This window comes from Serinicoccus sp. CNJ-927, from assembly GCF_001942435.1.
GTDB classification, from domain to species: Bacteria; Actinomycetota; Actinomycetes; order Actinomycetales; family Dermatophilaceae; genus Ornithinicoccus; species Ornithinicoccus marinus.
The window spans coordinates 1-14609 of the sequence record NZ_MKKF01000052.1 but is presented as its reverse complement, the minus strand read 5'-3'; the positions used below and the strand labels follow the sequence as shown (position 1 = coordinate 14609).

At 66.8% G+C, this 14609-nt stretch carries 9 protein-coding genes and 3 tRNA genes; 10 read left to right on the top strand and 2 right to left on the bottom strand.

The window, feature by feature from the left end; all coding sequences use genetic code 11:
- Window positions 1-130: 130 nt before the first annotated feature.
- The 4 genes from BJF86_RS16205 to BJF86_RS16190 all read left to right on the top strand — a co-directional run bounded on the left by BJF86_RS16205 (window position 131) and on the right by BJF86_RS16190 (window position 4141).
- Window positions 131-1210, top strand: a complete 1080-nt coding sequence (locus tag BJF86_RS16205; RefSeq protein WP_075820479.1) for an ATP-dependent DNA ligase — start codon at window positions 131-133, stop codon at window positions 1208-1210.
- Between the two features lie 28 nt (window positions 1211-1238).
- Window positions 1239-2444: an alpha/beta hydrolase gene (locus BJF86_RS16200; RefSeq protein ID WP_075820477.1), complete on the top strand. Its 1206-nt coding sequence runs from the start codon at window positions 1239-1241 to the stop codon at window positions 2442-2444.
- Between the two features lie 17 nt (window positions 2445-2461).
- Window positions 2462-3094, top strand: coding sequence for a dihydrofolate reductase family protein (locus tag BJF86_RS16195; protein ID WP_075820475.1), 633 nt, complete (start codon window positions 2462-2464; stop codon window positions 3092-3094).
- Window positions 3095-3328: 234 nt separating this feature from the next.
- The gene (locus BJF86_RS16190; protein ID WP_237768284.1) at window positions 3329-4141 is read left to right on the top strand and encodes a polyphosphate kinase 2 family protein; all 813 of its coding nucleotides are present in this window, start codon (window positions 3329-3331) and stop codon (window positions 4139-4141) included.
- Window positions 4142-4203: 62 nt separating this feature from the next.
- On the opposite strand, the gene glgX is transcribed toward BJF86_RS16190, so the two are convergent.
- Window positions 4204-6330, bottom strand: a complete 2127-nt coding sequence (gene glgX, locus BJF86_RS16185; RefSeq protein ID WP_075820471.1) for a glycogen debranching protein GlgX — start codon at window positions 6328-6330, stop codon at window positions 4204-4206.
- Between the two features lie 238 nt (window positions 6331-6568).
- On the opposite strand from glgX, the gene BJF86_RS16180 reads away from it, so the two are divergent.
- From BJF86_RS16180 to BJF86_RS16155, 5 genes are all read left to right on the top strand, one after another.
- On the top strand, window positions 6569-7048 hold the full coding sequence (locus BJF86_RS16180; RefSeq protein ID WP_237768276.1) for a YhjD/YihY/BrkB family envelope integrity protein: 480 nt from the start codon (window positions 6569-6571) through the stop codon (window positions 7046-7048).
- Window positions 7049-7139: 91 nt separating this feature from the next.
- Window positions 7140-7212, top strand: a tRNA-Gly gene (locus BJF86_RS16175).
- Window positions 7213-7239: 27 nt separating this feature from the next.
- Window positions 7240-7310: transfer RNA gene (locus BJF86_RS16170), tRNA-Cys, on the top strand.
- Window positions 7311-7335: 25 nt separating this feature from the next.
- Window positions 7336-7410 (top strand) — tRNA-Val (locus BJF86_RS16165).
- A 1347-nt stretch (window positions 7411-8757) separates the two neighbouring features.
- Window positions 8758-11130, top strand: a complete 2373-nt coding sequence (locus BJF86_RS16155; RefSeq protein WP_083653266.1) for an AAA family ATPase — start codon at window positions 8758-8760, stop codon at window positions 11128-11130.
- Window positions 11131-11334: 204 nt separating this feature from the next.
- On the opposite strand, the gene BJF86_RS16150 is transcribed toward BJF86_RS16155, so the two are convergent.
- The gene (locus BJF86_RS16150; RefSeq protein ID WP_237768275.1) at window positions 11335-12027 is read right to left on the bottom strand and encodes a hypothetical protein; all 693 of its coding nucleotides are present in this window, start codon (window positions 12025-12027) and stop codon (window positions 11335-11337) included.
- Between the two features lie 1243 nt (window positions 12028-13270).
- Here BJF86_RS16150 and BJF86_RS17735 point away from each other — a divergent pair.
- Window positions 13271-14299 (top strand): hypothetical protein, encoded by a 1029-nt coding sequence (locus BJF86_RS17735; RefSeq protein WP_143553899.1) that lies wholly within the window; start codon window positions 13271-13273, stop codon window positions 14297-14299.
- Window positions 14300-14609: the final 310 nt, after the last annotated feature.

Genomic DNA, 14609 nt, shown 5'->3' with positions numbered 1-14609 from the left:
GCCTCACCCTCCTCGGTCGACCCGGGGCGCCCTCACCCCGCCTGGCCCGCCAGTATGCCCGCACCCACCGACACGCTCGTGCCCGCCTGGCCCCCGGACGGCTGTCGGCGGCATCGGGCACACTGAGCGCGTGGACCTGCCCGTCATGCCCCCGGTCAAGCCGATGCTCGCCAAGCCGGCCGCGAGCCTGCCCCCCGGCTGGCTCTACGACCCGAAGTGGGACGGCTTCCGCTCCATCGTCTTCCGCGACGGCGACGAGGTCGAGCTGGGCTCGCGCAACGAGAAGCCGATGACCCGCTACTTCCCGGAGCTCGTCGAGGCGGCGCGTGCCGAGCTGCCGCCGCGCTGCGTCGTCGACGGCGAGATCGTCGTCTCCTCCCCGGACGGGTCGCGACTCGACTTCGACGCCCTCGGCCAACGTATCCACCCCGCGGACTCCCGGGTCCGGATGCTCAGCGAGGCGACCCCGGCGGCCTTCGTCGCCTTCGACCTGCTGGCCCTGGGCGACGACGACCTCACCGGTATGCCGTTCCGCGAGCGCCGCGGCCGGCTCGAGTCGGTCCTGCCCAGCACCTCCGCCGGCTCGATCCACCTCTCGCCGCTCACCGACGACCTGGAGCTGGCGATGCGGTGGTTCACCGACTTCGAGGGTGCGGGGCTCGACGGCATGATCGGCAAGGACCCCGAGGCGGTCTACGAGCCCAACAAGCGCATCCTCACCAAGCTCAAGCACACCCGCACCGCCGACTGCGTCGTGGCCGGCTACCGCACCCACAAGTCGGGCGACGACGTCATCGGCTCGCTGCTGCTGGGCCTGTTCACCGGTGAGGGACGACTGGCCCACGTCGGGGTGTCCTCCTCCTTCACCATGGCGCGGCGGCGCGAGCTCTTCACCGAGCTCCAGCCGCTGGTGGCCGACTTCGAGGGCCACCCGTGGGACTGGGCGTCCCAGCTGCAGGCCGACACCCCGCGCAAGAGCGAGGGATCGCGCTGGGCGGCCGGCAAGGACCTGTCGTTCACGCCGCTGCGACCGGAGCGGGTCGTCGAGGTGAAGTACGACTACCTCGAGGGTGGCCGCTTCCGGCACACCGCCCACTTCCAGCGCTGGCGGGAGGACCGCGAGCCGGCCAGCTGCACCTTCGAGCAGCTCGACCAACCGGTGGACTACCCCCTCGCCGACGTGCTCGGGGCCCCGGTGACGGGTCGCTGAGGCAGGGGGCACGAGACAGGTGGCACGCATGACGAGCACGGCGGGGCGGGCGGCCGCGGTCGGGTCGGCCGTGGCCGGGGGAGCGGCGCTGGGGGGAGCCGTGTCGATGGGCACGGCGACCTACTTCGCGCACCGGGTCATCACCCCGGACCACGAGAAGAAGGACGACGTCACCGTCGTGTCCGTGGACACCGAGGCTGGCACCGTGACCCTGCGCGCCGACCCGCAGACCACGTCCGTCGGGCGCTACGGCCTGTGGCTGGACCGGGGCGCCGGGCACGCCCGGCTCGGTGAGGTGGTCGAGCCGGCGCACACCGAGCCGGAGGAGCCGGCACGCGGTCATCGGCGGCAGACCGTCGTGACCCGGCAGCTGCTCGGCGTCGACGTCGGCGACCTCGTGCCCGGCCCGGCCCGGTGGAACAAGTACTTCTACTGCGGCGACCCTTCCGGTTCGCTCGGCCTGGAGCACGAGGACGTCGTGGTCACCTCGGACATCGGGGACCTGCCCGCGTGGCGGGTCCCTGGCGACCCGTCGGCGCCGGGACACGGCGAGGACTGGGCGATCCTCGTGCACGGCCGCAGCGCGCAGCGCGGCGAGACGCTGCGCGCCGTCCCGGTGCTGCACCGCCTGGGCTACACCTGCCTGATCCCGATGTACCGCAACGACATCGGGGCACCCCCGTCGTCGGACGCGCGCTACAGCCTCGGCCTGTCCGAGTGGCGCGACATCGACGCCGCGATGCGGTATGCCCTCGCGCACGGCGCCAGGCGGCTCATCCTGCTCGGGTGGTCCATGGGCGGCGCGATCGTGCTGCAGGCGCTCAACCGCTCCGACGTCGCGCACCGGGTGCAGCGGGTCGTGCTCAACGGGCCGGTCATCGACTGGGGATCGGTGCTGGCGCACCAGGCCGACCTGCACTTCATCCCCCGGCCCATCGAACAGCTGGCCCGCAGCCTGCTGCGCAGCAAGGCATCCCGTCACCTGCTGCGGGTCGCAGAGCCGGTCGACGTCGCGGCGACCAACTGGGTGGACCGGGCCGACGAGGTCAGCCACCGCATGTTCATCATCCACTCGATGACCGACGAGACGGTGCCCTACGGCCCCTCGCAGGACCTCGCCCGGCGCCGCCCGGGCCTGGTGCAGACCTTCGTCTGGCCCCAGGCGCGGCACTGCCAGGAGTGGAACACCAACCCCTCGCTCTGGGAGGACCTCGTCGCCTCCTTCGTGCGCTGAGCCGGAGAGGGCACCACATGGGAGCACTGCAGCTGGCCCGCGGGCCGCTGACCGAGGACGAGCTGGACGCGTGGTACGCCCTACCCGAGGACCACCCGGCCGACACGGCCTGGGTGCGGGGCAGCTTCATCGCGACGCTGGACGGCCGGGCCACCGGCCCGGACGGCCGCAGCGGTGGGCTCAACGAGGGCTCGGAGGGTGACCACGCCGCCTTCGAGGCGGGACGCCGCTGGGCAGAGGCGGTCGTGGTCGGTGCCGGCACCGCGCGCGCGGAGGGCTATCCGCCGCTCGAGGGGTGTCTGCTGGTCGTGGTGACGCGGTCCGGCGACGTGCCGGCGTCGCTGCACGACCACCCGGACGTCCTGGTGGTCGGCGGCGACGGCGAGGACGTCGGTCCCGAGCGCGTCCTGGCGGCGATCCGTGACCGCGGGCTCCACCGGGTCGTGGTCGAGGGTGGCCCGGCCCTCTTCGGCCCGTGGGTCGCGGCCGGAGCGGTCGACGAGCTGTGCGTCACGGTCCGGCCGGTGCTCGCCGGTGGCGAGGCTCCCTCGCTGGTGCCCGCGGACGTGCAGCTCCCCCAGCTGGTCGGCGAGGCCACCCACCTCATCGAGTGGGACGGCGACCTGCTCCTGCGGACCCGGCTGCGCTGACGGACCCCGGCCGGTCTGCCAGACTGCGGCGATGGGCACGAAGGCGAAGAAGCAGAAGAAGAAAGACGAGGCCAAGGCGCGCAGCTCAAGGCCACGTCGGGCAAGGCCGCGAAGGGCGTCAAGGGCAGGAAGGCCGCCAAGGGCAAGAAGGGCGCGAAGGGCAAGAAGGGCGCGAAGGCCTCGACCGAGCGCAGCTCCGCGCAGCAGGCGACGGCGACGTCATACACCGACGCCCTGCGCGCCGGCGACGGCTTCGTGCTCGCCGACCTCGACCCGCGCTCGACCCCGGCCTTCGACGGGGACAAGCAGGCCGGCAAGGAGGCGCTGGCCGCCGCCGACGACGAGCTCGACACGCTGCAGGAGCAGCTGTATGCCGAGTCCAAGGCAGGCGGGCGCAAGCGGGTGCTGCTGGTCGTGCAGGGGATGGACACCGCGGGCAAGGGCGGCATCATGCGGCACGTCGTCGGCGCGGTCGACCCGCAGGGCGTGGAGCTCACCGCTTTCAAGGCGCCGACCGCGGAGGAGAAGAAGCACCCTTTCCTGTGGCGCATCCGCAAGGCGCTGCCCGGCCCGGGGATGATCGGGGTCTTCGACCGCTCGCACTACGAGGACGTGCTCATCGTGCGGGTGCACGACCTGGTGCCGCCGAGCCAGTGGAAGCGGCGCTACGCCACGATCAACCGCTTCGAGCAGGGCCTGGTCGACGACGACGTCACCGTCATCAAGGTCATGCTGCACATCAGCGCCGACGAGCAGAAGGAGCGGCTCGCCGAGCGGCTGGAGCGCCCGGACAAGCACTGGAAGTTCAACCCCGGCGACCTGGACGAGCGCGCCTACTGGGACGACTACCAGGAGGCCTACCAGGCGCTGCTCGAGCGCTGCAGCACGGACGCGGCGCCGTGGTTCGTCGTCCCCGCCGACCGCAAGTGGTATGCCCGGCTCGCCGTCCAGCAGCTTCTCCTGGAGCACCTGCGCGGGCTCGACCTCGCCTGGCCGAAGGCAGACTTCGACGTCGCGGAGCAGACCGAGCGGCTCGCCGACCTCTGAGACCTGCCGTTCTGGACATCGGTTTCTGGGGGACCGGGCCCCAGAAAGCCGCGTCCAGATCGTCAGCCGTCGGCGAGCTCGGACTGCGGCGTGGCCTGGAGCACGACGACCGCGCGCGCTGGCATCTGCCGCGTGCCGCCGGTCTCCCACGGCACGTCGTCGAGGTCGTCGCCGCTGGTGTCGACGACGACCTGCCAGGTCGGGGTGTTCATCCCGTCCGGCACGGTGAAGTCGACCGGCTCGTGGTGGCCGTTGAAGAGGAGGAGGAAGTGGTCGTCGGTGACCGGCCGGCCCCGCTCGTCCCGCTCGCTGATGGCCTCGCCGTTGAGGAAGACCATGACCGCCTGCTCGCGGCTGTGCCAGCGCTCCTCGGTCATGATCTCGCCGCCGGGGGAGTACCACTGGATGTCGCCGAGCTCGCTCTGCCCGCCGTGCTCCGCATCGCCGGCGTAGAACCGGCGGCGTCCGAAGGCGGGGTGCTCGCGGCGCAGCGCGATGAGCCGTGAGGTGAAGTCGAGCAGCTCGGCCTGGCGCGGGTCGAGGTCCCAGTCCATCCAGGCGATCTCGTTGTCCTGCGCGTAGACGTTGTTGTTGCCGTGCTGGGTGCGGCCCATCTCGTCACCGTGCGCCAGCATCGGCACGCCCTGGCTCAGCATGAGGGTGGCGAGGAAGTTCTTCTGCTGCCGCAGCCGCAGCGCGCAGACCTCCGGGTCGTCGGTCGGGCCCTCCACCCCGCTGTTCCAGGAGCGGTTGTGGTCCTCGCCGTCGGCGCCGCCCTCGCCGTTGGCCTCGTTGTGCTTCTCGTTGTAGGACACGAGGTCGGCGAGCGTGAACCCGTCGTGCGCGACGACGAAGTTGATCGAGGCATACGGGCGGCGGCCGCTCTGCTCGTAGAGGTCGCTGGAGCCGGTGATGCGCGAGGCGAACTCGCCCATCGTCGCCGGGGCGCCCCGCCAGTAGTCGCGCACGGTGTCGCGGTACTTGCCGTTCCACTCGGTCCACAGCGGCGGGAAGTTGCCCACCTGGTAGCCGCCGTCACCGAGGTCCCACGGCTCGGCGATGAGCTTGACCTGGGAGATGATCGGGTCCTGCTGGACGATGTCGAAGAAGGCGGAGAGCTTGTCGACCTCGTGGAACTGCCGGGCGAGCGTCGCCGCGAGGTCGAAGCGGAAGCCGTCCACGTGCATCTCGGTGACCCAGTAGCGCAGGCTGTCCATGATGAGCTGCAGCACGTGCGGGGAGCGCATGAGCAGGCTGTTGCCGGTGCCCGTCGTGTCGTAGTAGTGCGCCTTGTCGTAGTCGACGAGCCGGTAGTAGCTGGCGTTGTCGATGCCGCGGAAGGACAGCGTCGGGCCCAGGTGGTTGCCCTCGGCGGTGTGGTTGTAGACGACGTCGAGGATGACCTCGATGCCGGCCTCGTGCAGCGTCTTGACCATCGACTTGAACTCGGTGACCTGCTGGCCGCGGTGGCCGTAGGCGGAGTAGCCGTTGTGCGGCGCGAGGAAGCCGATGGTGTTGTAGCCCCAGTAGTTGGACAGCCCCTTGTCCTGCAGGTGCGGGTCGTCGACGAACTGGTGCACCGGCAGCAGCTCCACGGCGGTCACCCCGAGGCTGGTCAGGTGCTCGACCACGGCCGGGTGCGCGACCCCGGCATACGTCCCGCGGATCTCCGGGGGCACCTCCGGGTGGTTCATCGTCAGACCCTTGACGTGCGCCTCGTAGATCACGCTGTCGTGGTAGGCGTGACGGGGCGGCCGGTCGTGGCCCCAGTCGAAGAACGGGTTGACCACGACCGAGGTCATCGTGTGCAGGGCGGAGTCGTCGGTGTTGTATGAGGTCGGGTCGCCGAAGTCGTAGGCGAACAGTCCCTGGTGGCCGCGGATCTGGCCGGCGATCGCCTTGGCGTAGGGGTCCAGCAGCAGCTTGTGCGGGTTGAAGCGGTGGCCCTCCGAGGGCTCGTAGGGACCGTGCACCCGGAAGCCGTAGCGCTGGCCCGGCTGGCAGTTGGGGATGTAGCCGTGCCACACGTGCGCGTCGACCTCGGTGAGGGGGACCGTGGTCTCGATCGCGCGGTCGTTGATGAGGCAGAGGTCGACAGCGGTCGCGTGCTCGGAGAAGAGCGCGAAGTTCGTGCCGGTGCCGTCGAAGGTCGCGCCGAGCGGGTAGGCCGATCCGGGCCAGAGTTCCATCGGGTGGTCGGGCCTTTCAGTGGGGTTCAGGGGAAGGCTGACCGCGGTGTCACCAACATCTCAGTGTATGCCGTGGGCCGGCCGCCGAGGGCCTCGGCACCTCCCCGGCACGTCGCGCCATAGGGACCGTGACCCGCGGCTACCGTCGAGGACGTGACCACCGCACCCACCTTCCGGCGTCGGTTGCGCCGGGTGCTGGCACCGGTCTCTGGGGCGGCGGCTGCCCGAGCGCGTGGACGTGCTCGTCGAGCTCTACTGGCCGCTGGTGGGGGTGCTCGGGATCATGAGCCTCACCGGCCTCTTCCACGTGGCCACCCCGGCCCGCTCGACGTTCTGGCGCGACCTGCCCGGGGCGCTGCTGACCGTCGTGCTCTGGGTCGTGAGCTCGATCCTCATCCGCCGCTGGGCCGAGCTCGCGGCGGGCGGCTTCTCGGTCTTCGGCCCGCTGACCGCGCCGATCATCCTCATGGTCTACCTCTACTTCCTCTCCTTCGCCGTCCTGGTCGGCGCCTCGCTCAACGCGGGGATCCGCCGCCTGCGGCCGCCGCCGGAGTACCGCGGTCCCACGGCGCGGGTCAACGAGTGGTGGGAGGAGCGCCGTGCGCACCGCGAGCTACGCCGCGCCGAGCAGGAGGAATTGGCCGCCCGGAGCCGGGAGTCCGAGGAGGACGAGGAGCTGCGTCTGGCGGCGATGGACGGCATACCGGGGCCGCGCTGAGCCGCCGCAGGACGCGCCGTGCGGGTGATTTGGAAACGTCCGCCGCCGTCGGCTAGTGTTTTACCTCGCGCCGCTGGTAGCAGCGGAGCAGGCGGATGTAGCTCAGTTGGTAGAGCGCAACCTTGCCAAGGTTGAGGTCGCCGGTTCGAGCCCGGTCATCCGCTCTGAGGCACCACCACCAGATGCCTCATGGTGGAGTGGCCGAGAGGCGAGGCAGCGGCCTGCAAAGCCGTATACACGGGTTCGAATCCCGTCTCCACCTCGCACTCGCGATCTTCATCGCGCAGGGACGATTGGCGCAGCGGTAGCGCGCTTCCTTGACACGGAAGAGGTCACTGGTTCGATCCCAGTATCGTCCACCAGTACAACAAGCCCCTGACCAGCAGGTATGCCGGTCAGGGGCTTCCGTATGGCCCAGCGCGTGTCATACACGTGTCATTCGGCTGCGCCTGCCGTGTCATGGAACGTAGAGGAGTTGGCTGCCGAGTACCTTCACCGCTGTCTGTCGAAAGGCGAGTAGGGGGTTCGACAGGCTCGCCCTGAAGGTCACAGATCAGCTGCTGTCCACTTCGAGGGCCGCCGACGGCGGAGGCGGTGAGACGTTCTGATCCGGGGCAAGTCAGGACGCACGCGCCGGAAGCTGCGGTTCTAGAGGGCGCCGACGGTCGAGGGCGACCGTAGCGCGAGAAGTCACGGTGCTCTCGAGGGGCGAGAGGGCGCGATCGATGTGAGTCACGTCGTCGCCACGTGGGGCCAGGCCGGCAAACTGGGTGCCGGGTCGCCCTGGGGGTGGGGTGAGCGCGGTGCAGGTCGTGGATGAGGGACCGGTGGAGAGGGGTGCGGGCCACGTAGCCGCTGTCTCTGCCTAGTCCGGCAAGGGGAAGGGTGCGGTCATTGGCGGCGAATTGACGCGTCCGGCCACTCGTGGGCGTGGTTCCTCGTCCTGATGCAGACTCAGGGCATGGATTGGTCGCGCGACGGGCTGAGGACCGCAGGCTTCGACGGGTTTGTCCATTTCGTCGACCTCCAAGCCGCACGCGTACCTCGCGGATCAGGGGTGTACGTCGTGCTGCGCGAGAAACTGGAGGGGCCGACCTTCCTTGATACCAGCCCCGCGGGACGGTTCAAGGGCAAGGACCCCTCCGTCACACGGGACCTCCTTGACGCGGCTTGGATAAACGAAGCACACGTTCTCTACATCGGCAAGGCAAGCGGTGGGGCATCCGGCAGGCGAGGGTTGTCTACGCGCCTGGACGAGTTCCGTAAGCACGCGCCGGCGCCCCTGTGGGGCACTGGGGTGGCAGGTACATCTGGCAGTTGGCCGAGAGTCCGAGTTTCCTCGTGGCCTGGCTCGAAACGCCCGACGACGACCCAGAAGACGTCGAGTCTGAGCTAATCACCCAGTTCGTCTCCGACTGGGGGCAGCGCCCATTCGCAAACAGGAAGGCTGGCCGAGTGCGGAAGACGTATTAGGCGGTATGCGGCGGTATGACGTGCCTCTGAACCACCCGACCGGCGGCAGTACAGGATCTGCATGTGCGTGCGGCCGCGCTAGTGCGGCAGGTCCGCTGGCCCGGGTGCAGCAGACCTCACTATTCGAGCTGGAGGGGTGGGCCGCGCCGATGGGAGCAAGGCCGGCGTTAAGGCCGCGATCTGTCGGAGCTCCTACATAGACTCAACAGCGACAGGGTTCTTGAACCGTCTATACGATGAGCAAGGGAGCGTCCGTGCGGGTACGACAGGTTTGGGTCCGGTTCTACAAATCGTTCAACTTCGACTACGAGCTGAAAGCAATGCCAGGCACGAAGCCCGTGCCGTGGCAGCAGGTCGAAGGCGTCTGGATGCCGCATGTGCGGATCCCGATCGAGCCCGACATCACAGCCGTGGTCGGTGCGAACGAGTCCGGCAAGACCCACTTGCTCGACGCCATCAGGATCGCCCTCACTGGGGATGGCCTCCGCCAGCGGGATTTCTGCAGGTCGTCGACGCTGTTCTCGGTCGAACACGGATCGCGTCGGTTCCCCGAAGTCGGCCTGACTCTTGAGCTCGAGGTCGACGAGGCGGACGCCGTCGACGAGCAAGGCATCTCGCGGCGAAGGAACGGCGATCTTTTGCTTCTGCGCCCAGAGCCAGAGGTGGTGGCGGTGGTGGACCGCGATGACGAGCGCGTCGTCCTCACCAACGAGCAAGTGGCTGCGCTCCAGGATCTGCTACCGCATCCACACGAACTGAATACCGAGATCGCGCTCCCCGACTCGGTCTCGATTGCGGAGCTCGCGAACAACGGCGGCGGTCTGGCCGGGCGAAAGAAGCGATCCGCGCTCCTCGCGCTGTTCGACTCCGTCACCACGGCCGAGGACGTCACGAGGAGCGCTCCGAGCGTCCTAGCGCTGGTCAACGCAGACCAGTCGACCGAGTCCGCGAAGAGGCAACAAGAGCAGCAGCTAGGCATCGATCTGCTGGTTAAGATCGCGCGGATAGAGGAGTCGAGCTTCAAGGAACTCCAGAGCGCAATCGCTGACGAGCGCGAAGGACTGGTCAACGGCCTCATCCAGGAAATGAACAACTCGATCGCTCGCCACCTAAACGTCTCCCGGTGGTGGAGCCAGGACCCGGAGTTCCAGCTTCGCGTCTCGCCGAGGGAGCACGAGCTCGTGTTCACGATCCGCGACCGGACCGGGACCGACTATTCGTTCACGGAGCGGAGCCGGGGGCTGCGGTACTTCCTCAGCTACTACGTGCAACTGCTCGCCCATGACCGACCGGCCGAGAAGCCGGAGGTTCTCCTGATGGACGAGCCCGATGCCTACCTCTCCGCCTCGGGACAGCAGGACCTCCTCCGGGTGCTCGAGCATCACGCGCGCCCGGACGACGAGGATCGCGAGGATCAGGTCGTGTACGTGACGCACTCGCCGTTCCTCATCAACCGCAACGCTGGCCACCGGGTGCGAGTGGTTGACAAGGGGTCGCGCGACGAGGGCACCCGCCACGTCAAGGACGCAACGCGCAACCACTACGAGCCGCTTCGCACATCTCTCGGCGCTTTCGTCGCCGAGACCGCCTTCATCGGCGGCGACAACCTGTTTGTTGAAGGCATCGCCGATCAGGTCCTCCTCGCCGGAATGAACATGCGGCTACTACGCGCGGGGACGGCACCCAGTCACTGCCTTGACCTCAACCAGGTGACGATCGTCCCGGGCGGTTCGAATGTCCCCTACATGCTCTACCTCGCGCGCGGCCGCGACCAGGTCAGGCCCGCGTGCGTTGTTCTGGTCGACGGTGACTCCTCAGGGGAAACCGCACGCAAGCAGATCAGGAAGGGCGGCGCGCACGGCAAACCGACTGTCGCCGAAGACCTGGTCGTGCAGGTGACCGAGTGGTCGGGCACCGTCTCTTTGGAGGTGACCGAAGGCGTCGTCGTCCGCGAACCCGAGGACCTGATTCCTGCGTCGGTCGCGGTCACAGCCGCGAGGGGGTACGCGCGCGCGTTCCTTGGAGTCGACGAGGAGTCCGCGAAGCGGCTCAGTGAGGAGGACGTCACCGGCGGGCTTCAGGCCTCGGACGGGAGCCTCTGGGACGCAATGGAGAAGGCGTTCGAGTCCACCTTTGACACACGGATCAGCAAGGCGGGATTCGCGAAGGAGCTGCTGGCCTTCCTGGGCGCTTCAGAGGGAGACGCGAGCCGCCCGCCCGGAGTCCCCGCCCTGGACAAGAACTTCGGCCTACTGATCGAGCATCTCGCCGATAAGCTCAACTTGGCGCGGGACCGCGAGTCCGAGAGCCGCCGCGACCAACGCCTCGATCGCATCATCGACAGCTTCACCGGGGACTATCCAAGCGGCTGCACGCGTGATCGAGCTCTTACGGTGCTCAAGCGCGTCGACGCGGCGGTGGATGACACCACAGCAGGCGACGTCGTCCGCGCCGAGACGGCGAGGCTGCGGCGGGAGTTTAAGCTCACCTCCGAGCCGCTCAAGAACGTCGACGACTACTCGGACTTCCTTGAGCGGCTCGGCAACGTGCGCCACCTCGAACGCCTCCAGGATCAGGGCGTTCTCTCGGGGACCCGACGAGATCGGTGAGTCCACAACACACTTCGGAGTAGACCCCGCGAGTACCTGGTGTCGTGGAGCAACGGTGACGACGACGCCGTGGTGGAGCTCGCACCGGGGTCGCTCCATCCCGACGCTTTCCAGACGAGGGAACAGGACTCATCTTCGCGAATGGACCCTGACAGGGACATGTTGTCCCTGATAGCTAACGGGATGTGGCCGCCGAGGTTCTAGTCACTCGTGCTGCCATTTCAACTCCCACTGTTCTGTCAGGTACATATCCCGCGCGGTGTCCTCGTCGCGCTGATACCCGCAGGCAATGCACAAGCCCACCGCCATGGTGCCGCCGCTGTCGTCGTAACCAAGCGGAACGAAAGTACGCCGGAAGCAGTCGTCACACTCCTCAGGCTCCATTACATCGAGGAGGTCCTTGACTCGGCGCACATCCCTTTCCGCGTATGCCTCTGCCTTCTCGGAGAACAGGGTGACCATCATGTCGTCCACCGTTCGATGAGCCGCAACGTGGTGGAGCACCCCGAGGCCATCCATCTCGTCGAGCGCACGCAGCGCGGTCACGTGCTTTGATTCGAGTTGAATCCACTCGTCATCGGCTCGGCCATGTCGGAGCGGCTGGGTCAGCTGCAGTCCGTTCGCCAACGTTTCCTGATCGATGCTGAGGCCGAGTGCGCTCGCCCTCGGCAGCAGAGCGCTGGCGGGTAGCGTGAGCCCTCGCCGGTCGACAACGGCCACGGGATCGATGGCCGCGATGATGGCGAGTAGACCATTCGTCAACGCGACGTCGAATGGGCCTTCAGGGGGCACCCGATCCTCATCGAGCACTGCGACATTCAGCGCATACCGAGCCTGCCGCATGACCTGCCGACGAACATGGTCGGGCGCCCATAGGTCTAGCGTCATGTACAACATCACCTCTTGTCGTCTCCAGCGACCTCGCCAGAACGTACCCCAAAGAGGGCGCTCACCGACTTGCGGCCAACTGCACGGCAGTTTGGTTGGCTGGGCGCGCCGGGCCGGCGCAAGGGCTCTCGCCAACCGTCCTGCATTCGGTGTTGTGCGACCCGACTCTCCGGGTGACAGTGATGTACCGCGCCCTGCGCGTGCCCGGGCCGTGCGGATTACCTACAGATCCCTGATGAGTGCGCGACTCCCGGCGGTCAGCGTCGCCATGAAATCGAGGTCGGGTCTGAGACATCAGGCAGTACTCGTCCTACAACCGGACCATGGACACGCAGGCGTCGTCATGTCGCGTCACAGTGGGCGATACGACGTACGTGGCTGAGGGGGTGCACAGGCGACCAAGCCTCTGAGTGCTGCCAGGAGCCGTCGCCGGATGGCTGCAGCGTGGTCACAGGCGTATGGGCGTACCCGCCGCTGGGGCGTGAGAGCTTCGAGTCCCTTCACGTCCACTCGCATGCCAGGGCCTTCACCAGCGAAAACGCGGGTGAAGGCCTTCGCTTTGTGTCGAGCGTGCATCCCACGTGCATCTCGTCTCGTCAAGGCCACTTGGGACGACGGTTGGTAATGGCCTCCAGGGCCGGTCACGGTGGCGGCCGTGGCCGGGGCCCTGCACGGTACGGAGGCGCTTCCGGTCGACCTGGTCGACAGGCTCGACCTGCCATGGGTTGTAGACACCCTCACCCGTGACCTGGCCGCCGACCTGGCGGGACCTACAGACCTTCAGCAGTCCCGCTCAGCCAAGGACACGTGGGCGTGCCCCGATCGCACGCCAAGACGAAGAGCATGGGGTGTAGTGTGTGGAGGCTTACCATCCCACGGACGGCGAGCTAGCCGCGGAGTAGTGGGCACTCGGCCATAGGATGTGCGGACGTTGTACTTCTGGAAACACCCTTATACAGTCGGCACCTGACCATGGCGCAACCTGGGACCAGAGCGTTTTAGTGAGTACCAATGGTAGAGACGCATATCCCTTTCTGGGGCGAGAACCATGGAGTGTCCAGCGACTGTGAAACTCACGCGTACATACCACGGCACCACGCGGGCCCCCGACCGGGCGTTCTTATCACCCGCTAGTGCAACCCGAAGGCGACCTTCCTTGGCGATTTCGTTGCTACTCCTTCTCATTGCTGGCTTTCTCGGATATCAAGCAGGGAGGACGGTGTCCCTAGGTCTGCACCTATACGCGTGGATCATGGATATATGGCAATTATGGGTCAGCATTCTTATTGCCTTGCTTTTGTTATCATTTCTGATTGCTTTGACGTTGATTGCTAGTCTCACCGGATTTCTAAGGAAAGGCATCCTTCAGAACGCGGTATCTTGGTTCGTGGTCGCGTTGGCGGGGGGTGTTTTACTGGGGGCGATGGAAGTTGCCGGCGAGACACAGGAACGTGTGTTTGGGGATACGATAGGCATATTCGTCGACGCTTCACACCCTGCATCCTTGTCGACGCCTCGAGCACACATCACCGTCTTTCGAGGTGGAGCAGAAATAACGCTGCAGTCGACACCCGTCTCGGGTGACCTTATGAGGACCATTTGGGTTTTGCCGACCAACTTCGGCATCACGGGTCACCCTGGCTGCGCGCGACTCGAGGGTGACACGAATTGGATAGTGTTGTCCTGCACTCGGGGTTTGACGCTGAGTCATAACGATGATACTTGGCAAGCAACCGCTCCCGCACGGTTGGCTTCGGTACTGACGATCGATACCAACCCAGAAAGTTTTGGTCTCGACCCCTCCAGGTTCAGGCCGGTGCGAGACGCAAGCATTGAATTCGACACATGGCTTGGTAGTCACCGGACTCTTGATCGAATTACCGTCGGTCGCGGATACCCCACTGAGGCGGGAGCTGCCTTTACGATCTCAGAACAGCCCACATCAATTTTGCGCGCGGGCGTGGAAGTCAAAACCCCGGGGGAGGTCGCTCTGAACGCTAGTCGAGATCTCACGCTGATCGTATTGGGTGGCGCCTTCACATGGATGCTCTTACCGCGTGCCCAAGGGTCTGTTTATGAGGCTGAGGCCGGCGAGCGAATGGCACGCAAGAGTCGAATGGTCAGGAAGCGCGAACGTATCAGAAAAAAGCACGACGCTGACCATCGCTCGGGCGACGATGGAGTGGGCTCCGCCATGCCACGGCACGCGAGTGAGCAAGGTCATGAGCGGCGCCAACAAGCGGTGCAAGACAAGAATCGCCGCCGAAACAACTTGGATTGAGCAAAAACACAGCCTCACCAAGGAACTGCCACCGCTAGGGCGAATAAGCGCAAACGCGGGGAGAGGGGCAGTGAGCGCCATTCCCGGTGTCACGATCAGGAGGTAGAGAACATGTCTTCCATCCCGGCGACATTGCCAGAAAAGACTGCGCCGGTCGAGTCAGATAGCAAATTACCTTCTTACCACACGTCGATGCCGGTAGAGGTTGTCGGCGGCGCTTGAAAAGTAGACAGTAGCGGCGCTCGAAAAGTGGACACTCCGCCAACGATTGGAGTGTGATCACCATGGAGGACTGGGCGCTGATCAGGAG

Excerpts from the sequence above, each read along its gene's own strand:
- BJF86_RS16200 (WP_075820477.1), top strand. The coding sequence starts at position 1,239 with ATGACGAGCACGGCGGGGCGGGCGGCCGCGGTCGGGTCGGCCGTGGCC.
- BJF86_RS16155 (WP_083653266.1), top strand. The coding sequence starts at position 8,758 with ATGAGCAAGGGAGCGTCCGTGCGGGTACGACAGGTTTGGGTCCGGTTC.
- BJF86_RS16195 (WP_075820475.1), top strand. The coding sequence starts at position 2,462 with ATGGGAGCACTGCAGCTGGCCCGCGGGCCGCTGACCGAGGACGAGCTG.
- BJF86_RS16150 (WP_237768275.1), bottom strand. The coding sequence starts at position 12,027 with ATGTTGTACATGACGCTAGACCTATGGGCGCCCGACCATGTTCGTCGG.
- BJF86_RS17735 (WP_143553899.1), top strand. The coding sequence starts at position 13,271 with ATGGATATATGGCAATTATGGGTCAGCATTCTTATTGCCTTGCTTTTG.
- glgX (WP_075820471.1), bottom strand. The coding sequence starts at position 6,330 with ATGGAACTCTGGCCCGGATCGGCCTACCCGCTCGGCGCGACCTTCGAC.